Source organism: Bacillus pumilus (assembly GCF_024498355.1).
In the GTDB taxonomy this organism is placed as follows: Bacteria; Bacillota; Bacilli; order Bacillales; family Bacillaceae; genus Bacillus; species Bacillus pumilus_P.
The window spans coordinates 2,668,836-2,692,972 of the sequence record NZ_CP101833.1; the positions used below are offsets into that span (position 1 = coordinate 2,668,836).

Below are 24,137 nucleotides of genomic sequence, written 5' to 3' on the forward strand. Positions count from 1 at the left end.
GACAAATTACGGCTTTTTTCGCAATTTATTTTTAATCATGTCTAACACATCAATGAATAACTGTGGGATGGGAATTCCGAGGGCTTTAGCTGTCGAGACGATTTGGTAGGATTCATAAATGATATAAAAGATGAGCGCTAAATCCTTGATCGTCCCATTTGTTTTCAGCATGACATCGAAGAAATGTGCCATGGATATTAAGGAGATCGTCACAACCTTTCGAACTAGCCTAGTAAAAAACCGCTTCATTGTGAGCTGTCCAGTCACAGATTCTCTTAGGCTTGAACAAATTAATTCAATTGCCATCAGTGTCACTAATGTCATCAGTAAATATCCTGCTCCACCAAACAGAAAGCCCATTGCCGACAAACTAACTGTAAACAACGAAAAGATGCCTAAATCTTTGCTCACTTGGCATCAACATCCTTTCAGAGTGGAACTCTTTACGTGAATAGTATATGCCAGATCTGATCAATAGCTTGGACGACAAAAAATAAAGGCGGGGTCATTTTGCTCGAAAACACTGATAAAACCGTAAAAAAGCCGCCTGTGAAAGGCGACTTTCTTCTTTAAACCCTGACATCAATAAATGTAGCATCTGAATCTTTAGGCTGAACAGCTTGGGGCTGCTGCTGTACTTGATCCAGCATCACCATGGCTTGTGCTGTGTTGGTGGCAAGCTGTGAATTCAACAAACTAATATTGAGTGTTTTTTGAATACTTGCCACTTGCTGACTCATCATTCCTGCAATTGAGGACATCTTCTCCCCTCCCTTCTCTTTTCTCTTCGGCTTAAAGCCCTATGATTTGAATGGGCTGTCTGTCACAAATCCATCAAAAAAATGCCGATCTTATGATCGACATTCCTTCCACATTCGTATTATCCTAAAAATGCTTTTAGCATCCAGTTGTGTTTTTCAATGGATTGATGAATGGCTAGTAACATATCACCAGTTGTTTCATCGCCAACCTCTGCAGCCAGTTCCATTCCTTGCTTTAATTCCTCTGCAATATTGGAGAAATCATCAAATAGATTTTTCACCATTTGCTCAGCTGATTCTTTGCCTTCAGCTTCGTGAATGCTAGAGATTTCTAAGCACTCTTTCATTGTCGCAACAGGCTTTCCATTTAACGCAAGCATACGCTCAGCCAAATCATCAATATATGTGGCTGTTTCTGTATACAATTCCTCGAATTTTTCATGGAGTGTAAAGAAGTCTTTTCCCTTTACATACCAGTGATAGTTATGTAATTTCACATAAAGTACAGTCCAATCAGCTACTTGTTTATTGACGACGTTTAATAATTTTTCTGACATGTTGATTCCTCCTTATGTAGTTGCGCTTAGTATGAGAATACCCTTTTTTTATTATACTGAAACCTGCCATCAATTTCTTCTATTTTGACTGCATGAAATATATGTTAATATGGAAATAAGGAGGGAGTTAGATGCTGTTACTTGGGATTATCAGCTTTATCATTATCTCAATCGTTGTCTTTTTATCACTATGGACGACATCAAAGGCTTATGAATACAAGCATAAAGTCGATTCACCAAAGGATGCTGAACCAAACCAACGTCCTAACTCAAAATAAAACCGCTTTCAATGATGTGAGGTTTCTTCTTCAGTAGATGAACTTTCTTTTTTCACATTACCTACGTGGATGTTTGTCTTTGGCATATTATGCTGCTGTTTAGCTGTCACATGGACTTGTATGATATAAAGGCCATCTTTTTTGAAGGCTGTATGCAATTCATATACACCTTTATTTTCTTTCTTTGGCTGAATCATCTTGCTGTTATCCTTATCGCCATCTTTCCACACTTCAAATTGAACATCATCTGCATCGTCAACAGGCGTATCACCATATGTGACAGCTGCTTTTACTATAACGCTTTCATTTTTCTCCACTTGCTCCGGTCCTGTAAGCTTAACTTCTAATAACTCAGGCACTTCCCCTTTGTCGTTGCTCGCTGCAGAGTTTCCACATGCACTAAGTAACACGAGCATCAGAATGATTCCCATCATTTTTCGCATCCAAGTTTCCCCCTTCTTTTATTGACATGTCCATTTTAACAAATATCCCCTGTTTTTACATCTGATGATCGATTTCATATAAAAAAACCGGACATCCGATATGCCCGGTTCACTATCCGATTAACCAAATACTTTTAAAAGCTCTTCTTGATCCTGTGAAAGCCAGAAACGCATTAAACGTTTTGCTCCTTCAAGATCATGAAGCTTCGCTTGACCGCATTGCTCTTCATTTGCAGCAGGAATTTCTGTTACCTCAACTGCATCCTTGAATGTTGCATCAAGCATTTCAACGATCTCTTTTGGTGTCGGTGCACCACTGACGACTAAATAGTAGCCTGTCTGGCAGCCCATTGGAGAAATATCGATGATATCAAAATGATCATATTTCTCTGAGTGTGTTCTAATATTAAACGCAAGTAAATGCTCTAATGTATGAATCGTATCAGGTTTCATCGCCTGCTTATTTGGCTGACAAAAACGAATATCAAATTTATTTACTTCTCCATCTGATCCCACTTTATGAACGCCGCAATGACGAACATATGGCGCTTTTACAGCATTATGATCAAGTTCAAAGCTTTCAACTGAAGGCATAATCACCACTCCTATAATTGCAATTTCCTATATTATAACATATTTCTCCGACCAGCTTAGTTTATAAAACTTTCCTTCCTTGTCCTTTTTTCTTATACTGTGAAAGACAGACAAGGAGGAACCTCGATGAAACCAATTTTTATCGGCATGATACACTTTTACCAAAAATATATTTCCCCTCTTACACCGCCTAGCTGCCGGTTTTATCCAACCTGCTCAAACTATGGACTAGAGGCGATCAAAACGCATGGCGCTTTAAAAGGCGGCTGGCTCACAATCAAACGGATTTTAAAATGTCACCCGCTGCACCCCGGCGGCATCGACCCTGTTCCGCCTAAAAAAGAAAAATAAATTACTTTTCTTCATATCCGTTGACAACTAAGTCAAGCTTACCTGTTCCAGGATCAATCACAAGCCCGTGTACAGGCACATCTGATGGAAGAAGCGGATGATTTCTCACAACGGACACACTGTCCTTCACACTCTCTTCAACTGAGCTAAAGCTTTTGAGCCACTGTTTAAAATCGATTCCTGAGTATTCCAGTACTTCAATTCGTTTTTCTGGAATACCACGCTCAATGGCTTTATTTAAAAGGGTTTGGCTATCTATTTTGCTCATGCCGCAATCGTGATGCCCGATGACGTAAACCTCGTCAGCATTTAATTCATAGACAGCCACTAAAATGCTTCGCATAATACTTCCAAATGGATGAGAAACAAGAGCACCAGCACTTTTGACAATCTTAATATCTCCATTTTTCATGTTCATTGCACGTGGAAGTAGTTCAACAAGTCTTGTATCCATACATGATAGAACGACAGCTTTTTTCTGTGGAAACTTCGTTGTTGTAAATTCTTCGTATTTCTTCTCTTCAATAAATTGTTGATTGTATTCGATGATTTCGTCTAAAAGTTTCATATGTTTGTCCATTCCTTTATCTTTTTTTAAAAATAAATATAGCACAATGTTTGAAATTTCGTCACGTTTTGCGTCATATTTTTTTAGAGGAAACATCTGCTTGATGAAAAATTTTTATTTTCCTCTTTTCAAATCGTAATTATTACGATACAATAACTCAGGACATTAAATCGTAATCATTTCTATCTAATAGATTGAGAGGAGACATTTTTTAGATGAAAAAAATCTTTTTTATTTTAACAGCTGCTTTATTCGCGATCGGTCTTACCGCTTGCTCAAGCAGTGCGGGGACAAATGCTTCAAAAGGAAATGCAGACGGGAAATTAACCATTTATACCACGATCTTCCCAATTCAAGATTTCACTGAAAAAATTGGCGGCTCTCACGTTCATGCTCAAAGTGTGTACCCTGCCAATGCAGATGCACATAGCTTTGAACCAAGTTCAAAAACGATGGTTGAAATGGCTGAAGGTGACGCCTTTATTTACAGCGGTACAGGTGCTGAAGCATTCGCTGACAAAACAGCTGCTACATTAAAAGACCAAGGCGTGAAAACTGTCAAAGCTGCTGAAGGCATCAAACTGTTATCGACAAAAGAAGAACATGCACATGAAGAAGGCGACGACCACGATCATGAAGGTGAAGATCATGACCATGATGGACACGATCACGGGGATAAAGATCCGCATGCATGGTTAGACCCTGTCTATGCGCAGCAAATGGCGAAAAACATTAAAGAAACACTCGTTTCGTTAGATCCAGATCATAAAGATGAATACACAAAAAACTATGAAAAATTAAAAAAAGAATTACAATCTTTAGATCAAGAATTCAAAACAACGTTATCTAAAGCAAAACATAAAGAAATTCTTGTTTCTCACGCAGCTTACGGTTATTGGGAAAAGCGCTATGGTATTGAGCAGATCAGTGTATTAGGACTCTCCGCTTCTGAAGAGCCTTCACAAAAGCAGCTCCAAAATATTGTACAACAGGCAGAAAAGCATCACATTCAATATGTGATTTTTGAAAATAACGTCAGCAGTAAAGTCTCAGATACGATCCGCAGTGAAATTGGGGCAAAAAGCCTCACACTCAAAAATCTAGAATCCATTACTGAAGATGATGCCAAAAATGGCGAAAGCTACGTCAGCTTAATGAAACAAAATTTAAACACCTTAAAAACCGCTTTAAATGATTAATTCCTTAAACCCTGCGCGATCAGCCGGGGTTTTTTTACTACACAAAAAAAACACACCATGATCAGGTGTGTTCCTTTGTTTACATTTGATATTTTTTCTTAAATTGCTCCGCTCTGCCGCCTTTTTCTCCGAATTTCTGGCGTCCTGTATAAAATGGGTGCGTATCAGAGCTTGTCTCTACTTTAATGACAGGATAAGTCTTCCCATCTTCCCACTCTACGGTCTCATGTGATGTCTTTGTTGATCTACTTAAGAAGCGATAACCGCTGTTTACGTCCATAAATACAACTTCATGTGAGGTTGGATGAATATCTCTTTTCAATGTCAAAACTCCTTTCATATCAAAACGTAATTATTACGTTTTATAATTATATTCTACTCCCTCTTTTACAACTTGTCAAAAAACAAGCTTTCTTAGTCAGGAAGAATAATCTAAAAATGGTGGAGAATAATAAGCATCATGAAAAAGAGAAGCGATAAGAAAGGCGGAGAAAAAATTGACTGATCTCGTTTTAGCTAGAAGCCTGTTCGGCACAACAATGGGCTTTCATATTATTTATGCCTCGCTTGGCGTCGGAATCCCGCTAATGATTTTATTAGCTGAACTCATCTTCCAAAAAACGAAAGACCCGCATTATGCAGTCATGGCCAAGCGGTGGACAAAGGCACAGGCTGTCCTATTAGGCGTCGCCATTCCAACTGGTACCATTGCCGGTACGCAGCTTGCCCTTCTATGGCCGGGTTTTATGGAGGTTATCGGAAAGGTCATGTCACTTCCATTTCAGATTGAAATCTATGCTTTTTTTATTGAAGCATTATTTATGTCTATTTATGTGTACGCAGCGGATCGCCTCTCACCTGCTATGCGCATCATTACCGTTATTTTTGTTGTGATCGGCGCAGCCGCTTCAGCAATTCTGATTACAAACGTACATGCTTTTGAAGGAACACCTGCTGGCTTTCAGATGGTCAATGGAGAAATCACAAATATTGAGCCTTGGAAGGCCTTTTTCAATCCAAGTTTTGTTGTGACCGCTACACATGTCGTGCTGTCTGCTTTTACAACAGGTGCCTTTGTGATTGCTTCAGTGGCTGCTTTTAAAATGCTCAAAACAAGAAAGAATGAGAAGCTCTATTCGTTTCATCGAAAAGCCCTTTTTCTTGGACTCATTGTAGGTGGACTTTTCTCTTTTCTTACAGCTTTAAACGGTCACGAATCCGCTCAGCTCCTGTATGAATATCAGCCTGAAAAGTTAGCGGGTGCAGAAGGTTTATTTGAAACCCAATCACACGCGCCTCTTGCAATAGGTGGTTTTACTGATGTCGATTCGCAGGAAATTAAAGGTGCTATAGAAATCCCTTGGGCCCTTAGTTTTCTCGCAGGAAATAGCTTTGATACAGTGGTCAAAGGCTTAAATGATTTTCCTAGAGACGAGTGGCCGCCTTTATTTATTCACACGTTATTTAACGGAATGGTCATTATTGGATCAGTGCTCATTCTATTTGCTGTGTTAGCACTGCTCTACCGTAAAATTTTAAAACGTGAACATTATCCGAAGTGGCTCCTTTTTCTTTACTTATTCGGCGGACCACTTAGTCTTTTGGCCATTGAATTCGGCTGGATCTTTGCATGTACAGGCCGCCAGCCATGGGTCATTTATCGAATGCTCAAAACCTCAGAGGTCGTCACGTCATCAGGCTCTATTGGGACACTCTTCATCCTTTTTGCCATTGTCTATCTCATTTTAGGCATAGCAACCGTTATTGTACTAACGTACTACTTTAGAAAACATTCAATTGAAGAAGACCTACGGTTAACAGAATCTTAAAAAGGGAGCGATCTTGATGCAAATGGATGTTACAACTGATGCGCTTATTGCAATCACCATCTTATGGGGATTCGTTTTTATCTACGCAGTGATGGCATCAATGGATTTCGGCGCAGGATTTTGGTCGATGATTTATATGAATAGAGAGCAAACAAAGGCCGCTAATATTGCAAATAAGTACCTCTCTCCAACATGGGAAGTGACAAACGTATTCATTGTGGCCATCGTCGTCGCATTGTTTAGCCTGTTTCCAGGCGCAACCTTTGTGCTTGGCACCGTTTTATTAATACCGGGCAGCATCATTTTATTGCTTCTTGCACTGCGAAGCGGGTTTCTCGTATTTTCTCATTCACTGCCTAAAAAATACCGGAAAGCCGTCACATACATTTCAGGGATTAGCGGCTTTATCATTCCGTCCATCCTCATCATGGTTCTCCCGATTACCCATGGTGGATTTATCTTTCAGGAGAACAACGTCTACTCGTTAGATCTAGGACTGGTCTTTACAAGTGCAAATGTCTATTCCTTCGTGGGCTTTGCGATTTTCAGCACCCTTTTTCTCTCATCTTTGCTTTTAGCTGATTTCTCTAATGTGGCAGATGAAAACGAAGCCTACAGCATTTATAGAAGGGGAGCACTCATTACGGGTCCACTTTCTCTCATGATGGCCCTCTTTATCATGCTGACACTACGAAGCGAGGCCAATTGGCTGTTCTCAAAAATGATGGAGAACATCCCAATTCTTCTTGTTTCCCTGCTCATGTTTTTGCTTGCGGGATTGGCTCTATTTATACCAAACAGCCGATTTAAGCATCGGAAAGGGAGACCACGTTTAGCCGTCATTGCGATTACCATTCAATATTTCTTAGCAAGCTATGTGTATGGACGTGCTCATTTGCCCTATATGGCTTATCCAGATATTACAATCATGTCTGGATTTACAGACCCTGTCACATTTAGGGCATTATTTATAACGTATATTGTAGGTTTCATCATCTTATTTCCTGGGTTCTATCTCTTCTGGAAATTGTTTATGAAGGATAAGCGCTATATTCGCCAGGAAGATTAACATGAATGGACGACGTTCATTTCGGTTACATTATAAACGAAAGACATACTCAAAAGGAGGTCATCTGTATGAGTCAAAAAATCCTTTGTGAAGTAAATAACTGTTCCTATTGGAATGATGGAAATCGCTGTGGAGCAGATGCAATCTATGTCGTCAGCCACACAGGAAATACGGCTGCGAAAAGTGAAGAAACTGATTGTAAAACGTTTAAACCACAAGATCTTTAAGTCTCATTAAAGGAGGCGCTTCACTTTGAAACACGATCGGCTGCTTCAAACGTTTTTTGACGAAATTCATGACGCGGACGAAGCCGCATTTTATCAGGCAGCTCACTCCTTTTTAAACCTTTGGGATTATGAATATGGTCATGTAACAAACATGCCTAATGAGATGCATCAGTATATTGGACAGCTTGCTTACGACAGCGAGCTGGCAGAAGAGTAAGAAAGAGCGGATCACCGCTCTTTCTTTTTTTCAGACAGGAAGGAAAAACTTTCCCCCACTATACATATTTTCTATTGGATGTGCAAAAGGTGATGATCTCGTTTTCATTTTACAAAATCATGTTTTGTGAACACGTCAATTTTATCTGAGAAAGAACGGAGCGCTTGATAATCAACTTCCACACCCATTCCTGGTGAACGAGGAACCTCAATAAACCCGTTTTCAACTTTGATTTCAGGAAAAATGATATCCTGCTCCCAGTATTTTGACGAAGCTGAAATATCACCTGGGATTGTAAATTGCGGAAGCGAAGCAAGTGCCACGTTCTGCGCACGGGAAATGCCTGTTTCAATCATCCCCCCGCACCATAACGGAATTTGATGCTCCTTACAAAACGCATGAATTTTAAGTGCTTCTGTCAGCCCACCAACTCGTGAAGGCTTCACATTAATAATCTGACAGCTGCCTAGTTCTACAGCTTTTCGGGCATCGTCTAAAGAACAAATGCTTTCATCCAAACAAATAGGTGTTTTTAAATGCTTTTGCAAATGACGATGATCCACAATATCATCTGCAGCTAAAGGCTGTTCAATCATTAATAATCGAATGTCATCAAGCTGCTTCAGTTTACTAATATCCTTTAATTCATAGGCAGAGTTTGCATCCGCCATTAACGGAAGATCAGGGAAAGACTCTCTTATCTTTTGAAGGAGTCCAATATCTTGTCCCGGCTTAATCTTCACCTTCACACGCTGGTAGCCTTGGTCAACATATTGCTGAATTTGCTGAAGCATTTCATCAATGGGTCCTAAACCCGCCACAACACCAGATGGAATTCTCTCTTTCTTGCCGCCTAATACGTCGCGTAAGGACTTATTCTCACGCTTCGCATAAATATCCCAAACAGCCGCTTCAATTCCCGCTTTGGCCATTCTATTGCCTTTAAAGTGGTACAAGCTGTCTGGAATTTCTGAAGGGTGTGTAAAAGAACGCGTCAGCACGTTTGGAATAAAGAAAGCCCTTAGCATGTGATAACAGGTTTCGATTGTTTCTTCTGTATACCACGGGGAAGAGAAGGCAGACACCTCTCCCCACCCAGTCAATCCTGTTTGATCTTTTACCTCGACAATAATAAACTCACGCTCTGAGATTGTTCCTAAACTTGTTGTAAATGGCTGCTTGAGCTTCATCGTGACATGATATAATATCACTCGTTCAATTTGAATCATCTAAAAAAACCCCTTTGATCCTGAGTCTGTGCCTCTGCAATTTATTCGACGCATTTCTTGGCAGCTCGTCCACAAAGTGAAAAGCAGCTGGCCATTTATACTTGGCTAAATGCGACTGACATAAAGCATAGAGCTCATTCTCAGGTATCTTATGGTCTGTCACAAGAAAGGCAGCAGGTACCTCTCCCCATCTATCATCATATATACCCGTCACTCCGGCTTCTTTTACATACGGATGTGTTAAGAGAACCGCTTCAATTTCCGCAGGATAAATATTCTCTCCACCAGAAATAATTAAATCTGAACGTCGGTCGAGCACAAATAAAAACCCTTCCTCATCCACATAGCCAATATCCCCTGTTTTCAGCCAGTCTTGATCAAAAACGGCAGCGGTTTCTTCTTCACGGTGAAGGTAACCTTTCATTACATTTGCACCTTTGACCATAATTTCACCATGCTCAAAAGGTCGACAAGTGCGTTCTCCACTTTGAATCTTCAGTTCACATCCAAATAGAGGTTTTCCCGCAGATCCAAGCTTTTCTACACTAAATTCAGGCGCAAGTGTCACAATTTGTGAGCAGGTTTCCGTCATACCGTACGATTGAAACACAGGAAAGCCCTTCTCTTTGCTCTCTTGAAGCATTGCATACGGCGCAGGTCCTCCGCCTAATAAAAGACAGCGTAAAGAAGACGGACATTCTTCTAGCCTGCTTAATAAACGGGATAACATCGTTTGAACAACTGATATCATTGTCACACGATGCTGTTCAATTGAATCCTTTATTTCATCAACGTCAAATTTTTGATGAAGCACGACGGTCATGCCATATATAACAGATTTAAATAGAGCTGATAAGCCGCTTATATGAAAAAGGGGCAGCGCAATGAGCCAGCGGTCGTTCTCTCTGATGCCTACATTCAGTGCAGAGGAAACAGCACTATGAAAATGATTGCCAAACGTTTGCTCCACCCCTTTTGGACGCCCTGTCGTTCCAGATGTATACATGATGGTCGCTGTTTCATTCAAATCAAAGTCTTTCTCGATTTTCTTTTCATGATCTTGATCAGCTTCAGGTAAAGTTTCCATTGTATAAACAGGTAAATCACCATCATGATCCTTCGCATAAACAGGTTCTGTTAATAAAACCTTGGCTTTTGAATCTACAAGCTGATAGAGTCTTTCAGTTTTTGTTAACTTATTGTTCAATAGCACGATTTTTAATCCTAATAAAAAACAAGCATGAACAAGCATCACCATTTGAGGATGATTGTTCATCAAAAGCGCAACCGTCTCCCCTTTTTTCAGTGATGTACGTGCAAGTCTATTTGCAAGCTCATCTACTTCAAAGGCTAATTCGCGAAATGTCCACTTTTTATCTTGATAAATGAGCGCGACTCGGTCTGGCGTTAAATAGGCACGGTGCAGCAGCCAATTGGGTTGCTTCATCATGACACCTCCTTTTCGTAAAAGAAAACAGCTTAGTCTGATGCACTAAGCTGTTTTCATTCATATCATTGAATCAAGGGAAACGCGGGAACTGACCGAAGTCCGGCTTGCGTTTTTCCTTAAAGGAATCGCGTCCTTCTTTTGCTTCATCTGTTGTGTAATAAAGAAGTGTCGCATCCCCTGCAAATTGCTGAATCCCAGCTAATCCATCCGTATCTGCATTAAATGCAGCCTTCAAGAATCGTAAAGCAGTCGGGCTCTTTTCTAGCATTTCCCCACACCACTTCACTGTTTCTTCTTCAAGCTGCTCTAATGGTACAACTGTGTTGACAAGTCCCATATCAAGCGCTTCTTGTGCATTGTATTGACGGCATAAGTACCAGATTTCTCTCGCTTTCTTATGACCAACAATACGTGCAAGATAGCCTGAGCCATAACCAGCATCAAAGCTGCCTACTTTTGGTCCTGTTTGTCCAAAAATGGCATTGTCTGCTGCAATTGTCAGATCACAAACGATATGAAGAACATGTCCCCCGCCAATCGCATAACCTGCAACCATCGCAATGACTGGTTTTGGAATGACACGAATCAAACGCTGTAAGTCTAATACGTTTAGACGCGGAATTTGATCGTCTCCTACATAGCCGCCATGGCCGCGTACTTTTTGGTCTCCACCAGAACAGAATGCTTTACCTCCAGCACCTGCAAGTACGATCACACCAACATCAGAATTATCACGAGCGCGTGAAAATGCATCAATTAATTCACTGACGGTCTTTGGTGTAAACGCGTTATGTACATGTGGACGGTTAATGGTGATCTTTGCAATCCCATGATACGTTTCATATAAAATTTCGTCATACTGACGCTCAGTTTGCCATTCAATAGCCATCAATATTTCCTCCTTTAATCTTGCGCTAAAATAAACTCACTTACTATTTTACCAAAAAAATGTGGCTGTTCCACATGAACTGTATGCCCTACATGCTCTGCCAATGTTAATTGACTGCCTTCAAGCTCCTGCTGCATACGTTTGGCGATATGACAGAACTTTTCATCAAGCGTTCCGCATATGAACAAAACAGGCAGTTTGATATGCTTTAGTGCCTGCCACATAGACGGCTGTGAACCTGTTCCTATGCCTTCTAGGCTGCGAGCTAGCCCAAGGGGATTGGATTTTAGCCTTCCCTCTCTCAGTTGAGCCAGCCTGCCCGCTGATAAGGATTTCTGCGAAGCAAACAGCGGAATGTTCTCCCAAAAATCCACAAACTGAGTTAAGCCTTCATGTCTAATCTTTTGAGCCAGCTGATGATCCTGCTTTAGCCTTGTCATCCGCTCCTTGAAAGAGTGAATTCCTGGAGAAGTACTCTCAAGAATCAGTTTGTTTACACGTTCTGGATAACGGGAGGCAAATGATAAAGCAATACGCCCTCCCATAGAATATCCGAGAATATTCACTTTGTGAAGCTTTAATTGATTTAAAATCTCTGCAAGATCCGCCAGCTGCTGCGACATCGCATATCTTCTCACGCTTTCTGGCGAGTCCGTGCGGCCATGACCAAGCAAGCTGACCTGAATCAATCTTGTATTCTCCATATAGGCATTCAAGAACTGCCAAGAGGCTGCACTCCCTGTGAAACCGTGTAAGCATAACGTGGCATTCTCAGCCGATGGGTTTTGATCCACCACCTCATACGCCACACCATCACGCATTCGTATTATGAGAGAAGGCATTCTTTTTTCACTTCTCCTAAAATCTCATCCATCATCTGGCGGTGCTTGGCTACACGGGAATGCCGGTCTGTTTCAATTTCGATTAAATGAAGGCCAGGCTCATGTATATGCGTCATGTACACATCGTGTAATTCTTGCTTCGTTGTTGGCTTCGAATAGGTTCCCCCATACAGCTTCGATGCATACTCAAAATTCAGCCCAGTCGGCGTACCGAAGAGTTTCTCATAATACGGTTCATCAGATGCCTGCGGAAGGAAAGAAAAGATTCCTCCGCCATCATTGTTTAACAAAACAACCGTCAGTGGAATTTCCATCAGCTTAGCGGCAAGAAGCCCATTCATATCATGGTAAAAAGACAAGTCTCCAATGACCAGGGTGATCGGTTGTTTCAAAGCCGCATACGTTCCAAGTGCTGTGGACACAACGCCGTCAATACCATTTGCCCCGCGATTCGCCATCATACGAAAAGGTGTCGACTGAGTTTCAAAAAATGTATCCACATCACGAATCGGCATACTATTTCCGATAAAAAGCACACTCTCCTTTGGCAAGAGGTGCTGAAGCTGACGATACACATTTCCCTCGAATGCCAGGTCCTCATCAGAATATTGGGCTGCATGCGTTCTAAAAGAAGAATTGACACGTTGCCAGCAGTTTAAGTAATTTGTATCCTCTCGTTGATCCGCTCTATTTAAGACTTCACCTACAAAAGTAGCCACATGACTTTCAATCACGTATGATGCACTTAATCCAGGATCACGAAAACCTCCGCCAGCATCTACCACAATCTGCTTCACTTCTGCATGCTTTTCCAACCACTTGAATAAAGTCTTAGACACAGGCATCGGTCCAAAACGAATCACCATATCAGGCAATAGATGCTGCTGTAATGCTCCATCTTTCAATAAAGAGTCATACGCATCGATAATCAACCCTTCATTTTCATGCCCATTTCGTAAATGAGAAAGCGGGTCAGCTAAAATGGGAAAATGAAAGGCTTTCGAAAGACGTAACACTGCCTCTTGCTCTTCCTTCGTATGAAGTTCACCAGCAACAATCAGCCCTCTTGTGGATTGGTTCAGAATTGACACTAATTCAGACATGACATGATCGTTTGGGAAAGCCTGACCTGCTGCTAATACTTTTTTCGTTTCTTTTGCTTCTCTATGAAAAGGATCAATGGACAGATCAGGTACCAATGGTTCTCTCAGTGGCACATTGACCTGAACAGGTCCTTTAGGCTCCTGCTTTGAGATGTGACTTGCTCTAGCGGCAGCAGTCTGTACATACCGCAGCATCGTTTGACTTTTTTCAGGCAATGCTAAGTCTGTGAACCATTTAACAAACTTACCGAATAAGAATTGCTGATCAATCGCTTGAGGAGCCCCAACTTCCCTCAATTCGTGCGGCCGATCAGCAGTTAAAACAATGAGTGGTACCCGGGAATAATGAGCCTCTACAATGGCTGGGTAAAAGTTAGCAGCTGCCGTACCTGATGTACAAATGAGCAGCACTGGTTTTTGACTCGCTTTCGCAAGACCCAGCGCATAAAAAGCAGCAGACCGTTCGTCCACTAACACATGGACATGGATGTCTTGATGGGCAAGAGCCAGCATCGCAAGCGGGGTTGAACGGGAACCAGGACAGACAACCGCCTCCTTCACACCACCTTGTACAAATTCATCCATCAATCTGCCAATATATGTTGTCATGATGTGATTATTCAATCGGACGACCTCCAAGAGCAGACAGCATTGGTCTTAATTTCACTTGCGTTTCCTCGTACTCCTGCTTTGCAAGGGAATCCTCGACAATTCCGCAGCCAGCGAACAAACGAACATGTTCTTCCTCAATAAGACCTGACCGAATCGCTACAGCAAATTCTCCGTTGTCCTGAGAATCGATCCAGCCAACCGGTGCGGCATACCAACCACGTTTCAGCGGTTCAATTTCACGGATCACCTCAACCGCCTTTTCCTTCGGATATCCTCCTAATGCTGGCGTTGGATGGAGCTGCTCTATTAATGAAAAGAGGGAACAGCTGCTTTTGATTTCTCCTACAATCGGTGTAAATAAATGTTGAATGTTTTTTGTTTTATAAAGACTTGGTTGATGAGGTTTATGCACGTGATGGCAGTTTGCCTCAAATGCTTGCTCAATCATATTGACGACAATTTGATGTTCAATCAAATTCTTCTCATCGTGAAGCAGTTCCTCACCTAATGCTTGATCTTCGATTTCATCTTTCCCGCGTACAATGGAACCTGCTAAGCATGATGAAAAGACTTCATCACCGCTTTTTTTGACTAAACGTTCCGGTGTCGCCCCAACAAACGCTTGTCTTCCCTGTTCTATAGCAAATACATAACTCGTCGTTTGGTGCTTTAATAATTCTGCTAATAGTGGAGCAAGTTCAATTTGATTTTTATAGTGAAGCAAGACTTCTCTTGCTAAAACAACCTTTTCATATTCGTTCGCACGAATGTGCTCTGTCGCTTCATGAATCGCCTTCATCCATTCCTTCACATCCAGCTCTTCCATATGAACTAGCTCAGCTTGTCCATCAGTTCGCACCGGCAATGTCTCGAAACGAGAAGCTTTCTGTTCTAACCCTTGAATGAGCTGATGAACATTCCCGTCCACCTGCTTCCATTCATTGATCGTAAGAAACGTGCCTTCTGTTGAGACAGTCAGCATCATAGATGGCACAAAAAGATGAGCCTCGCCAAATGCTTCCCAGTGACGCGCCTTCTCTTCATACGGATCAAATGAAAATCCTCCAAATAAAAGCGGACCAACAGCCGCATGCTTTAACTCCTTCTCATCATGAAAATGGAACATGTGTTGTTTTAGCTGTTCCCATTCATGATGAACTGTCTCGAATCGTTCCGTGCCTTGCTCAGATGATTTAATGACGGCCGCTCTGCCAAGTCCAGAAAATATCATTTGGCTTTCTGGATCAGACCAAAAAAACCGCTCGCCTAAAAAATCCGCTTCGCCGCTTTGGAAAAAGGCAAGAGGATCCAGATCGTCAACTCTTCTGGAGTAGCTTATCAAAACAGCATGGTTGACGTTATTCGCTTCTTCTAATGTCGCAAGCGCTTCCTGCCGGAAAGTACTTTGCACTGTTGTCACCATGATACATTCCTCCAAAATCCATGAAATAACATAAAAAAATAAAACCATCATGTGAAAAATACATGAACATTCGAGTATGTCGAATGACCTGTTTTTCTATTATAAACCTTAACAGATGAACTTAGTAAAGAAAACAGCTTTTAAAACCTCGAATCCTTATTATATCACGCTTTCAAGATTTTTTCGCTCCCGCTTATCGAAACGAGAGCATCTAAAGAAAAATGGCAAGATTTGTCCCAAGATTAAGCTTTCTCTCTATATGGCAACGATTAGCAAACATCTTTTTCAGGTTTCATCGCATCAATATATTGACACCTTTTTGAACTTTGCTAAACTGGAATTTGGACGTGTACGTATTTTTTTATTTAAAGGAGTATATTTTATGCAGCATCAATCGATAACAGATCAGCTTTCACCGATTAAGCCTGATAAGAACTGGCGGATTTGGTGGAATTTATTACGACCGCATACATTAACAGCCGCATTTATTCCCGTTACTTTAGGAACTGTTCTAGCACTTCCGAGTGGTCAAATACATGTTGGCCTATTTTTAGCTATGCTATTTGCATCTATGTTTATCCAAATTGCAACGAACATGTTTAATGAGTATTTTGACTATGTTCGCGGGTTGGACAATGAGAAATCTGTCGGCATCGGCGGCGCCATTGTTAGAAATGGTGTGAAACCAAAAACAGTTCTCAGCCTCGCTTATGCATTATTCGCACTCTCTCTATTCCTTGGGATTTATATTTGCATGATGTCTAGCTGGTGGATTGCACTTATAGGACTTATTTGTATGGCAGCAGGCTATTTCTATACCGGTGGACCTGTACCAATTGCTTATACACCATTTGGAGAACTTGTGTCAGGTGCTTTTATGGGATTAGGAATCATCCTTATTAGTTTCTATATCCAAACAGGAACACTGACGTCAACAGCTGTTCTCGTGTCATTGCCGATTTCTATTTTAGTTGGAGCCATCTTACTGTCGAACAATATCCGGGATTTAGACGGCGATAAGGAAAATGGACGTAAAACACTTGCTATCCTTGCTGGACGAAAAGCTGCAGTGAACATTCTACTTTCCATGTTTTTGGTATCATACGTACTCATTTTTGTTTATATCCTCACAGATATCATTGGCCTTTGGAGCCTTCTTGTTTTACTCAGTGTGCCGAAAGCATATACAGCCATTAAAGAGTTTAAGCAAAAAGAAAAGCCAATTGAATTAATGAATGCCATGAAGTCTACAGCTCAAACCAATACATTTTTCGGTTTCCTGTTAACGATCGCATTGATATTACAATATTATATTGCGTAGCATACAACGCCTGCAGCCGCAGGCGTTTTTTATGAGGAATTGCTTCAAATTGGAACAAGTCTTACATGCAAAATTGCTCATACTAACAATATGTTTGATATGAAAGGATGATCGCATTGTTGTCTAAAGACGAATTACATCATTTGAAGCAGAGACTTCTCGATGAAAAACAAGAAATTGAAGCCAATAGCCATGACGATGAACAAAAAGTATCATTTCCTTATGATGCAGTCGGAGAACTGTCTGCCTATGACAACCATCCTGGAGACCAAGGAACAGAACTGTTCGAGCGCGGAAAAGATATTGCCTTAAACAGTTTGGCACATGAACATTTGTCAGACATCAATGAAGCACTCCAAGCAATCGCAGACGGCTCTTATGGTGTGTGCAAGGTATGTAAAGCCCCTATTCCTAAAGAACGCTTAGAAGCCTTGCCTACCGCCGTCACATGCACAGAGCATTCAAAAGAGCAGACCGTTTCACAAAATCGTCCCATTGAAGAGGATTTGTTAAATCCACCATCAGGACAATTTGAAAATGAAGAAAGTGCTGCCTACGATGGAGAAGATGCATATCAAGACGTAGAACGCTACGGCAACTCTGATACCCCGTCCGATATGGAATTTCCTCCCGAGACATACGATGATGTGTATACACAATCAGAAGATGAAGATTATGTTGAAGACTATGAAGGATTCGCAGCTGCTGATCTCGAAGGAAAAGCAAGCAAGGTGTATCCGAATAAAGCACACGAAGCCTATGAAGATGCATTAGATGAAGAAGGCGTCATGACGGTGTTTGGTGACTTGAAGCCGTACGAAGAAGAACCTTATACAGAAAAAAATCAATAGGCCCCCTCATATTGGGGGCTTTATGTTTATATCATGTAATAATTGGGAAATCACTTTAAGAGTGAATTTGATTGGAGGAGATTCTTGATGGCTAGAAAAAGTATCATTTGGGCGATTATCGTCTTCTTTATTACATACGCACTATTCTCTATTGCAGGGTTCTTGTTCCCTATTGACAGAGAATGGTATGATGCATTAAACAAACCGGAATGGACACCTAGTGGGGGTGTGATTGGAGCTGTGTGGGCTGTCTTATTTGCTCTCATCTCGTTGTCCGCAGCGATTATTTATGGGAAGTATGGATTTCAAAAAATCACTTTACCGTTTTGGATTCTTTTTCTTTTAAATTATGTCTTCAATCAAGCCTTTAGCTTTTTTCAATTTACACAAAAAGATTTGTTTGCCGCTACCATTGACTCCCTGCTTGTTGCACTGACAGCACTCGCACTTGTCATCGTCTCACGTAAGCTCAGTAAAGTCGTTTCTATTTTACTAATCCCTTATGTCTTATGGGGATTCTTTGCGACATACTTGTCTTATACGATCTATTCCATGAATATGTAAAAAAAGACCGCGATGATGGCGGTCTTTCGTTTTGATGAAAATAAAAAAGAGATCTTTCATAGATCTCTTTTAAAAATGACCCGTACGGGATTCGAACCCGTGTTACCGCCGTGAAAGGGCGGTGTCTTAACCGCTTGACCAACGGGCCAGATAAATGGCGGAGAAGGAGGGATTTGAACCCTCGCGCCGCTTGCGCGACCTACACCCTTAGCAGGGGCGCCTCTTCAGCCACTTGAGTACTTCTCCATTTTGGCTCCGCAGGTAGGACTCGAACCTACGACCGATCGGTTAACAGCCGATAGCTCTACCACTGAGCTACTGCGGAAGATCATGGTGGGCCTGAGTGGACTCGAACCACCGACCTCACGCTTATCAGGCGTGCGCTCTAACCAGCTGAGCTACAGGCCCATGAACGATATACAAATGGAGCGGGTGATGGGAATCGAACCCACGACATCAGCTTGGAAGGCTGAGGTTTTACCACTAAACTACACCCGCAAAAATATGTATGGGGCGATTGATGGGAATCGAACCCACGAGTGCCAGAGCCACAATCTGGTGCGTTAACCACTTCGCCACAACCGCCATACTGTCAATATTTATTTGTAAAAGTGGCTCGGGACGGAATCGAACCGCCGACACACGGATTTTCAGTCCGTTGCTCTACCAACTGAGCTACCGAGCCATGTATTTCATTTAAAAATGGCGGTCCGGACGGGACTCGAACCCGCGACCTCCTGCGTGACAGGCAGGCATTCTAACCAACTGAACTACCGGACCAATATAGAGATAAGAAAAAAATTTGGTTGCGGGGGCAGGATTTGAACCTGCGACCTTCGGGTTATGAGCCCGACGAGCTACCGAACTGCTCCACCCCGCGATGATATGGTTTTTAAAAAATATGGCGGAGGAAGAGGGATTCGAACCCCCGCGGGCTTTGACACCCCTGTCGGTTTTCAAGACCGATCCCTTCAGCCGGACTTGGGTATTCCTCCGAATAGATGGTGGACCTTGTAGGACTCGAACCTACGACCGGACGGTTATGAGCCGTCTGCTCTAACCAACTGAGCTAAAGGTCCTTTATAGCGGCGGAGGGGATCGAACCCCCGACCTCACGGGTATGAACCGTACGCTCTAGCCAGCTGAGCTACACCGCCATGATAAAAATAATCCTTTAAGAAGTGGAGCCTAGCGGGATCGAACCGCTGACCTCCTGCGTGCAAGGCAGGCGCTCTCCCAGCTGAGCTAAGGCCCCATAAAAGATGGTCGGGAAGACAGGATTCGAACCTGCGACCCCTTGGTCCCAAACCAAGTGCTCTACCAAGCTGAGCTACTTCCCGATCTTAATGGCGCGCCCGAGAGGAGTCGAACCCCTAACCTTTTGATCCGTAGTCAAACGCTCTATCCAATTGAGCTACGGGCGCTTATTGTATAATGCCGAGGGCCGGACTTGAACCGGCACGGTAGTCACCTACCGCAGGATTTTAAGTCCTGTGTGTCTGCCAATTCCACCACCCCGGCGTGGATGGTATAAGCGGAAGACGGGATTCGAACCCGCGACCCCCACCTTGGCAAGGTGGTGTTCTACCACTGAACTACTTCCGCATTACAGGATTTCTTTATTTTGTTTGGCTATGCGGGTGAAGGGACTTGAACCCCCACGTCATAAAGACACTAGATCCTAAGTCTAGCGCGTCTGCCAATTCCGCCACACCCGCATGAAAATGGTGAGCCATGAAGGACTCGAACCTTCGACCCTCTGATTAAAAGTCAGATGCTCTACCAACTGAGCTAATGGCTCGCTTTAAAAGCGACTTGTCTATCTTACCATATGAAAGTGGTGCCGGCAAGAGGACTTGAACCCCCAACCTACTGATTACAAGTCAGTTGCTCTACCAGTTGAGCTACACCGGCTTTATCTATCCTAACATTATGTAAGAATAAATATGGTGGAGGATGACGGGCTCGAACCGCCGACCCTCTGCTTGTAAGGCAGATGCTCTCCCAGCTGAGCTAATCCTCCACTATGTAGGAATCTCTCGATCCGACAAAGATTATTATATACAGGTTTTACTCATTTGTAAAGGCTATATTAAAAAAATTTTATTTCATTTTTCGTTACGCATTTCTTTTCATAAATAATAGTCATTTCCCCTGTCAAAACTGCTGCAATTCAATGTTTATCAGCTAAACCTCTCCACTCTTTATTCTCTTTAAAAACATTCAATTCCTTCTGAAATATCAGCTCCCCATCATTTTTATACTTTAATGATATAGATATTCCTTATAGTTCATTGATAGGCGTAATATATTAATGAATTAGCAATAGGCTTATACATTTCCATTTGAATGAATTTGTATGCAGTGTCTTAGACAACCTACTACTCTATCTCTCTATTGTTTTTTCCATAGACAAGGTTTCAACACGCTCAATGTGCTTTCTCTTGTTTTCAAAGCGTTTCGCTTGTAAATGAGGTGACGCTGCCATCGTTCATTAAACAAATGAAATCAGATAGACTTCCTTTCAAGTACCACAAAAAAGACCAGTTCCGTCTGGAACTGATCCTTAGAAAAGCTTGGCGGCGTCCTACTCTCACAGGGGGAAACCCCCAACTACCATCGGCGCTGAAGAGCTTAACTTCCGTGTTCGGTATGGGAACGGGTGTGACCTCTTCGCTATCGCCACCAAACCTGATGGAGAGAATGTTCTCTCAAAACTAGATAACAATGTTCATGCTTCACATTAGAATATAGGTTAAGTCCTCGATCTATTAGTATCTGTCAGCTCCACGTGTCACCACGCTTCCACCTCAGACCTATCAACCTGATCATCTTTCAGGGATCTTACTTCCTTGCGGAATGGGAAATCTCATCTTGAGGGGGGCTTCATGCTTAGATGCTTTCAGCACTTATCCCGTCCGCACATAGCTACCCAGCGATGCCCTTGGCAGAACAACTGGTACACCAGCGGTGCGTCCATCCCGGTCCTCTCGTACTAAGGACAGCTCCTCTCAAATTTCCTGCGCCCGCGACGGATAGGGACCGAACTGTCTCACGACGTTCTGAACCCAGCTCGCGTACCGCTTTAATGGGCGAACAGCCCAACCCTTGGGACCGACTACAGCCCCAGGATGCGATGAGCCGACATCGAGGTGCCAAACCTCCCCGTCGATGTGGACTCTTGGGGGAGATAAGCCTGTTATCCCCGGGGTAGCTTTTATCCGTTGAGCGATGGCCCTTCCATGCGGAACCACCGGATCACTAAGCCCGACTTTCGTCCCTGCTCGACTTGTAGGTCTCGCAGTCAAGCTCCCTTGTGCCTTTACACTCTGCGAATGATTTCCAACCATTCTGAGGGAACCTTTGGGCGCCTCCGTTACATTTTAGGAGGCGACCGCCCCAGTCAAACTGCCCACCTGACACTGTCTCCCTGCCCGATAAGGGCAGCGGGTTAGAAGGTCAATACAGCCAGGGTAGTATCCCACCGATGCCTCCACCGAAGCTAGCGCTCCGGTTTCCAAGGCTCCTACCTATCCTGTACAAGCTGTACCAACATTCAATATCAGGCTGCAGTAAAGCTCCACGGGGTCTTTCCGTCCTGTCGCGGGTAACCTGCATCTTCACAGGTACTATAATTTCACCGAGTCTCTCGTTGAGACAGTGCCCAGATCGTTGCGCCTTTCGTGCGGGTCGGAACTTACCCGACAAGGAATTTCGCTACCTTAGGACCGTTATAGTTACGGCCGCCGTTTACTGGGGCTTCAATTCGCACCTTCGCTTACGCTAAGCGCTCCTCTTAACCTTCCAGCACCGGGCAGGCGTCAGCCCCTATACTTCGCCTTACGGCTTCGCAGAGACCTGTGTTTTTGCTAAACAGTCGCCTGGGCCTATTCACTGCGGCTTCTCGGGGCTTTAACACCCTAAGAAGCACCCCTTCTCCCGAAGTTACGGGGTCATTTTGCCGAGTTCCTTAACGAGAGTTCTCTCGATCACCTTAGGATTCTCTCCTCGCCTACCTGTGTCGGTTTGCGGTACGGGCACCTCTCACCTCGCTAGAGGCTTTTCTTGGCAGTGTGGAATCAGGAACTTCGCTACTAAATTTCGCTCGCCATCACAGCTCAGCCTTTACGGGAAACGGATTTGCCTATTTCCCAGCCTAACTGCTTGGACGCGGATATCCAATACCGCGCTTACCCTATCCTCCTGCGTCCCCCCATTGCTCAAATGGTGAGGAGGTGGTACAGGAATATCAACCTGTTGTCCATCGCCTACGCCTTTCGGCCTCGGCTTAGGTCCCGACTAACCCTGAGCGGACGAGCCTTCCTCAGGAAACCTTAGGCATTCGGTGGACGGGATTCTCACCCGTCTTTCGCTACTCATACCGGCATTCTCACTTCTAAGCGCTCCACCAGTCCTTCCGGTCTGGCTTCACAGCCCTTAGAACGCTCTCCTACCACTGTTCGTAAGAACAGTCCGCAGCTTCGGTGATACGTTTAGCCCCGGTACATTTTCGGCGCAGAGTCACTCGACCAGTGAGCTATTACGCACTCTTTAAATGGTGGCTGCTTCTAAGCCAACATCCTGGTTGTCTAAGCAACTCCACATCCTTTTCCACTTAACGTATACTTTGGGACCTTAGCTGGCGGTCTGGGCTGTTTCCCTTTCGACTACGGATCTTATCACTCGCAGTCTGACTCCCAAGGATAAGTCATCGGCATTCGGAGTTTGACTGAATTCGGTAACCCGGTAGGGGCCCCTAGTCCAATCAGTGCTCTACCTCCGAGACTCTTACCTTGAGGCTAGCCCTAAAGCTATTTCGGAGAGAACCAGCTATCTCCAGGTTCGATTGGCATTTCACCCCTACCCACACCTCATCCCCGCACTTTTCAACGTGCGTGGGTTCGGGCCTCCATTCAGTGTTACCTGAACTTCACCCTGGACATGGGTAGATCACCTGGTTTCGGGTCTACGACCACGTACTCATGCGCCCTATTCAGACTCGCTTTCGCTGCGGCTCCGCATCTTCTGCTTAACCTTGCACGGGATCGTAACTCGCCGGTTCATTCTACAAAAGGCACGCCATCACCCGTTAACGGGCTCTGACTACTTGTAGGCACACGGTTTCAGGATCTATTTCACTCCCCTTCCGGGGTGCTTTTCACCTTTCCCTCACGGTACTGGTTCACTATCGGTCACTAGGGAGTATTTAGCCTTGGGAGATGGTCCTCCCGGATTCCGACGGAATTTCACGTGTTCCGCCGTACTCAGGATCCACTCTGGAGGGAATGACATTTCAGTTACAGGGCTGTTACCTTCTCTGGCGGGCCTTTCCAGACCTCTTCGCTTATATCATTCCTTTGTAACTCCGTATAGAGTGTCCTACAACCCCAAGAGGCAAGCCTCTTGGTTTGGGCTGTTCCCGTTTCGCTCGCCGCTACTTAGGGAATCGCATTTGCTTTCTCTTCCTCCGGGTACTTAGATGTTTCAGTTCCCCGGGTATGCCTTCTCATACTCTATGTATTCAAGTATGGATACTACTCCATTACGAGCAGTGGGTTTCCCCATTCGGAAATCTCCGGATCAAAGCTTGCTTACAGCTCCCCGAAGCATATCGGTGTTCGTCCCGTCCTTCATCGGCTCCTAGTGCCAAGGCATCCACCGTGCGCCCTTTCTAACTTAACCATTTCTTACTTTAGAAAGAATCACTATGTGTGATGAACTTTGCATTGCATTCAATGTGAATGTATTACTTATTGTTAT

23 protein-coding genes, 21 tRNA genes and 2 rRNA genes are annotated in these 24,137 nt (G+C 43.4%); 10 read left to right on the forward strand and 36 right to left on the reverse strand.

Annotated features, from left to right (window positions below):
- Positions 1 to 6 precede the first annotated feature (6 nt).
- From NPA43_RS13555 to NPA43_RS13565, 3 genes are all read right to left on the reverse strand, one after another.
- On the reverse strand, positions 7 to 411 hold the full coding sequence (locus NPA43_RS13555; protein ID WP_230031098.1) for a phage holin family protein: 405 nt from the start codon (positions 409 to 411) through the stop codon (positions 7 to 9).
- A gap of 158 nt (positions 412 to 569) precedes the next feature.
- Positions 570 to 761 (reverse strand): hypothetical protein, encoded by a 192-nt coding sequence (locus tag NPA43_RS13560; RefSeq protein ID WP_008342942.1) that lies wholly within the window; start codon positions 759 to 761, stop codon positions 570 to 572.
- 119 nt (positions 762 to 880) lie between these two features.
- A complete protein-coding gene (locus NPA43_RS13565) occupies positions 881 to 1,318 on the reverse strand; it encodes a Dps family protein (protein WP_099728599.1) in 438 nt (145 codons plus the stop codon).
- A 131-nt stretch (positions 1,319 to 1,449) separates the two neighbouring features.
- On the opposite strand from NPA43_RS13565, the gene ytzI reads away from it, so the two are divergent.
- A complete protein-coding gene (ytzI, locus tag NPA43_RS13570) occupies positions 1,450 to 1,596 on the forward strand; it encodes a YtzI protein (RefSeq protein WP_099728598.1) in 147 nt (48 codons plus the stop codon).
- An 8-nt stretch (positions 1,597 to 1,604) separates the two neighbouring features.
- Here the strand turns inward: ytzI and NPA43_RS13575 are convergent, their stop codons facing one another.
- A complete protein-coding gene (locus tag NPA43_RS13575) occupies positions 1,605 to 2,039 on the reverse strand; it encodes a FixH family protein (protein WP_099728597.1) in 435 nt (144 codons plus the stop codon).
- Positions 2,040 to 2,159: 120 nt separating this feature from the next.
- A complete protein-coding gene (locus NPA43_RS13580; RefSeq protein ID WP_099728596.1) occupies positions 2,160 to 2,633 on the reverse strand; it encodes an S-ribosylhomocysteine lyase in 474 nt (157 codons plus the stop codon).
- Between the two features lie 126 nt (positions 2,634 to 2,759).
- On the opposite strand from NPA43_RS13580, the gene yidD reads away from it, so the two are divergent.
- Entirely contained in the window at positions 2,760 to 2,984 is a 225-nt protein-coding gene (gene yidD / locus NPA43_RS13585) for a membrane protein insertion efficiency factor YidD (protein ID WP_256498946.1), read from the forward strand.
- 1 nt (position 2,985) lies between these two features.
- Here the strand turns inward: yidD and NPA43_RS13590 are convergent, their stop codons facing one another.
- A complete protein-coding gene (locus tag NPA43_RS13590; protein WP_099728614.1) occupies positions 2,986 to 3,552 on the reverse strand; it encodes a beta-class carbonic anhydrase in 567 nt (188 codons plus the stop codon).
- A gap of 215 nt (positions 3,553 to 3,767) precedes the next feature.
- Here NPA43_RS13590 and NPA43_RS13595 point away from each other — a divergent pair, with 215 nt between their 5' ends.
- Complete coding sequence (locus NPA43_RS13595) at positions 3,768 to 4,751, forward strand: metal ABC transporter solute-binding protein, Zn/Mn family (protein ID WP_256498947.1); 984 nt, start codon at positions 3,768 to 3,770, stop codon at positions 4,749 to 4,751.
- Positions 4,752 to 4,830: 79 nt separating this feature from the next.
- Here NPA43_RS13595 and NPA43_RS13600 read toward each other — a convergent pair whose 3' ends face one another.
- The gene (locus NPA43_RS13600) at positions 4,831 to 5,073 is read right to left on the reverse strand and encodes a type B 50S ribosomal protein L31 (RefSeq protein ID WP_017358374.1); all 243 of its coding nucleotides are present in this window, start codon (positions 5,071 to 5,073) and stop codon (positions 4,831 to 4,833) included.
- A 175-nt stretch (positions 5,074 to 5,248) separates the two neighbouring features.
- On the opposite strand from NPA43_RS13600, the gene NPA43_RS13605 reads away from it, so the two are divergent.
- The 4 genes from NPA43_RS13605 to NPA43_RS13620 all read left to right on the forward strand — a co-directional run bounded on the left by NPA43_RS13605 (position 5,249) and on the right by NPA43_RS13620 (position 8,093).
- Positions 5,249 to 6,580: a cytochrome ubiquinol oxidase subunit I gene (locus NPA43_RS13605; protein ID WP_230031100.1), complete on the forward strand. Its 1,332-nt coding sequence runs from the start codon at positions 5,249 to 5,251 to the stop codon at positions 6,578 to 6,580.
- Positions 6,581 to 6,602: 22 nt separating this feature from the next.
- On the forward strand, positions 6,603 to 7,649 hold the full coding sequence (locus NPA43_RS13610) for a cytochrome d ubiquinol oxidase subunit II (RefSeq protein ID WP_180275559.1): 1,047 nt from the start codon (positions 6,603 to 6,605) through the stop codon (positions 7,647 to 7,649).
- Positions 7,650 to 7,717: 68 nt separating this feature from the next.
- Positions 7,718 to 7,876 (forward strand): DUF1540 domain-containing protein, encoded by a 159-nt coding sequence (locus NPA43_RS13615; protein ID WP_099728591.1) that lies wholly within the window; start codon positions 7,718 to 7,720, stop codon positions 7,874 to 7,876.
- 25 nt (positions 7,877 to 7,901) lie between these two features.
- The gene (locus NPA43_RS13620; protein WP_099728590.1) at positions 7,902 to 8,093 is read left to right on the forward strand and encodes a hypothetical protein; all 192 of its coding nucleotides are present in this window, start codon (positions 7,902 to 7,904) and stop codon (positions 8,091 to 8,093) included.
- Positions 8,094 to 8,197: 104 nt separating this feature from the next.
- Here NPA43_RS13620 and menC read toward each other — a convergent pair whose 3' ends face one another.
- From menC to NPA43_RS13650, 6 genes are all read right to left on the reverse strand, one after another.
- A complete protein-coding gene (menC, locus tag NPA43_RS13625; RefSeq protein WP_099728589.1) occupies positions 8,198 to 9,322 on the reverse strand; it encodes an o-succinylbenzoate synthase in 1,125 nt (374 codons plus the stop codon).
- The gene (locus tag NPA43_RS13630; RefSeq protein ID WP_256498949.1) at positions 9,309 to 10,772 is read right to left on the reverse strand and encodes an o-succinylbenzoate--CoA ligase; all 1,464 of its coding nucleotides are present in this window, start codon (positions 10,770 to 10,772) and stop codon (positions 9,309 to 9,311) included. The genes menC and NPA43_RS13630 overlap by 14 nt, the downstream gene beginning before the upstream one ends.
- 70 nt (positions 10,773 to 10,842) lie before the next feature.
- The gene (gene menB, locus NPA43_RS13635) at positions 10,843 to 11,661 is read right to left on the reverse strand and encodes a 1,4-dihydroxy-2-naphthoyl-CoA synthase (protein WP_034325142.1); all 819 of its coding nucleotides are present in this window, start codon (positions 11,659 to 11,661) and stop codon (positions 10,843 to 10,845) included.
- Between the two features lie 14 nt (positions 11,662 to 11,675).
- Positions 11,676 to 12,503, reverse strand: coding sequence for a 2-succinyl-6-hydroxy-2,4-cyclohexadiene-1-carboxylate synthase (menH, locus tag NPA43_RS13640; protein WP_249705358.1), 828 nt, complete (start codon positions 12,501 to 12,503; stop codon positions 11,676 to 11,678).
- Positions 12,488 to 14,230, reverse strand: a complete 1,743-nt coding sequence (gene menD, locus NPA43_RS13645) for a 2-succinyl-5-enolpyruvyl-6-hydroxy-3-cyclohexene-1-carboxylic-acid synthase (protein ID WP_256498950.1) — start codon at positions 14,228 to 14,230, stop codon at positions 12,488 to 12,490. The genes menH and menD overlap by 16 nt, the downstream gene beginning before the upstream one ends.
- Positions 14,223 to 15,641 carry an isochorismate synthase gene (locus NPA43_RS13650; protein WP_256498951.1) on the reverse strand — a complete coding sequence of 473 codons (1,419 nt, stop codon included), beginning with the start codon at positions 15,639 to 15,641 and terminating at the stop codon, positions 14,223 to 14,225. Before NPA43_RS13650 ends, menD begins: the two co-directional genes overlap by 8 nt.
- A gap of 382 nt (positions 15,642 to 16,023) precedes the next feature.
- Here NPA43_RS13650 and NPA43_RS13655 point away from each other — a divergent pair, with 382 nt between their 5' ends.
- From NPA43_RS13655 to NPA43_RS13665, 3 genes are all read left to right on the forward strand, one after another.
- On the forward strand, positions 16,024 to 16,962 hold the full coding sequence (locus tag NPA43_RS13655; protein WP_099728584.1) for a 1,4-dihydroxy-2-naphthoate polyprenyltransferase: 939 nt from the start codon (positions 16,024 to 16,026) through the stop codon (positions 16,960 to 16,962).
- Positions 16,963 to 17,078: 116 nt separating this feature from the next.
- A complete protein-coding gene (locus NPA43_RS13660; RefSeq protein ID WP_099728583.1) occupies positions 17,079 to 17,813 on the forward strand; it encodes a TraR/DksA C4-type zinc finger protein in 735 nt (244 codons plus the stop codon).
- Between the two features lie 87 nt (positions 17,814 to 17,900).
- Positions 17,901 to 18,377: a TspO/MBR family protein gene (locus NPA43_RS13665; protein ID WP_256498952.1), complete on the forward strand. Its 477-nt coding sequence runs from the start codon at positions 17,901 to 17,903 to the stop codon at positions 18,375 to 18,377.
- Between the two features lie 76 nt (positions 18,378 to 18,453).
- On the opposite strand, the gene NPA43_RS13670 is transcribed toward NPA43_RS13665, so the two are convergent.
- The 23 genes from NPA43_RS13670 to NPA43_RS13780 form a co-directional block, all read right to left on the reverse strand.
- A tRNA-Glu gene (locus NPA43_RS13670) sits at positions 18,454 to 18,525 on the reverse strand.
- 7 nt (positions 18,526 to 18,532) lie between these two features.
- Positions 18,533 to 18,623, reverse strand: a tRNA-Ser gene (locus NPA43_RS13675).
- Between the two features lie 4 nt (positions 18,624 to 18,627).
- Positions 18,628 to 18,702 (reverse strand) — tRNA-Asn (locus NPA43_RS13680).
- A 6-nt stretch (positions 18,703 to 18,708) separates the two neighbouring features.
- Positions 18,709 to 18,785: transfer RNA gene (locus tag NPA43_RS13685), tRNA-Ile, on the reverse strand.
- Between the two features lie 16 nt (positions 18,786 to 18,801).
- Positions 18,802 to 18,875 (reverse strand) — tRNA-Gly (locus tag NPA43_RS13690).
- A gap of 11 nt (positions 18,876 to 18,886) precedes the next feature.
- Positions 18,887 to 18,962, reverse strand: a tRNA-His gene (locus NPA43_RS13695).
- A gap of 27 nt (positions 18,963 to 18,989) precedes the next feature.
- Positions 18,990 to 19,062: transfer RNA gene (locus NPA43_RS13700), tRNA-Phe, on the reverse strand.
- A gap of 18 nt (positions 19,063 to 19,080) precedes the next feature.
- A tRNA-Asp gene (locus NPA43_RS13705) sits at positions 19,081 to 19,157 on the reverse strand.
- Positions 19,158 to 19,180: 23 nt separating this feature from the next.
- Positions 19,181 to 19,257 (reverse strand) — tRNA-Met (locus tag NPA43_RS13710).
- Between the two features lie 22 nt (positions 19,258 to 19,279).
- A tRNA-Ser gene (locus NPA43_RS13715) sits at positions 19,280 to 19,372 on the reverse strand.
- Between the two features lie 7 nt (positions 19,373 to 19,379).
- Positions 19,380 to 19,456: transfer RNA gene (locus NPA43_RS13720), tRNA-Ile, on the reverse strand.
- 4 nt (positions 19,457 to 19,460) lie between these two features.
- Positions 19,461 to 19,534, reverse strand: a tRNA-Met gene (locus NPA43_RS13725).
- A gap of 25 nt (positions 19,535 to 19,559) precedes the next feature.
- A tRNA-Ala gene (locus NPA43_RS13730) sits at positions 19,560 to 19,632 on the reverse strand.
- An 8-nt stretch (positions 19,633 to 19,640) separates the two neighbouring features.
- A tRNA-Pro gene (locus NPA43_RS13735) sits at positions 19,641 to 19,717 on the reverse strand.
- Positions 19,718 to 19,724: 7 nt separating this feature from the next.
- Positions 19,725 to 19,801: transfer RNA gene (locus NPA43_RS13740), tRNA-Arg, on the reverse strand.
- Between the two features lie 11 nt (positions 19,802 to 19,812).
- Positions 19,813 to 19,898: transfer RNA gene (locus tag NPA43_RS13745), tRNA-Leu, on the reverse strand.
- A 12-nt stretch (positions 19,899 to 19,910) separates the two neighbouring features.
- Positions 19,911 to 19,982: transfer RNA gene (locus NPA43_RS13750), tRNA-Gly, on the reverse strand.
- A gap of 30 nt (positions 19,983 to 20,012) precedes the next feature.
- A tRNA-Leu gene (locus NPA43_RS13755) sits at positions 20,013 to 20,095 on the reverse strand.
- 7 nt (positions 20,096 to 20,102) lie between these two features.
- Positions 20,103 to 20,178: transfer RNA gene (locus NPA43_RS13760), tRNA-Lys, on the reverse strand.
- Positions 20,179 to 20,215: 37 nt separating this feature from the next.
- Positions 20,216 to 20,291: transfer RNA gene (locus tag NPA43_RS13765), tRNA-Thr, on the reverse strand.
- Positions 20,292 to 20,324: 33 nt separating this feature from the next.
- A tRNA-Val gene (locus NPA43_RS13770) sits at positions 20,325 to 20,400 on the reverse strand.
- A gap of 551 nt (positions 20,401 to 20,951) precedes the next feature.
- Positions 20,952 to 21,067, reverse strand: a 5S ribosomal RNA gene (gene rrf, locus NPA43_RS13775).
- Between the two features lie 61 nt (positions 21,068 to 21,128).
- A 23S ribosomal RNA gene (locus NPA43_RS13780) occupies positions 21,129 to 24,059 on the reverse strand.
- Positions 24,060 to 24,137: the final 78 nt, after the last annotated feature.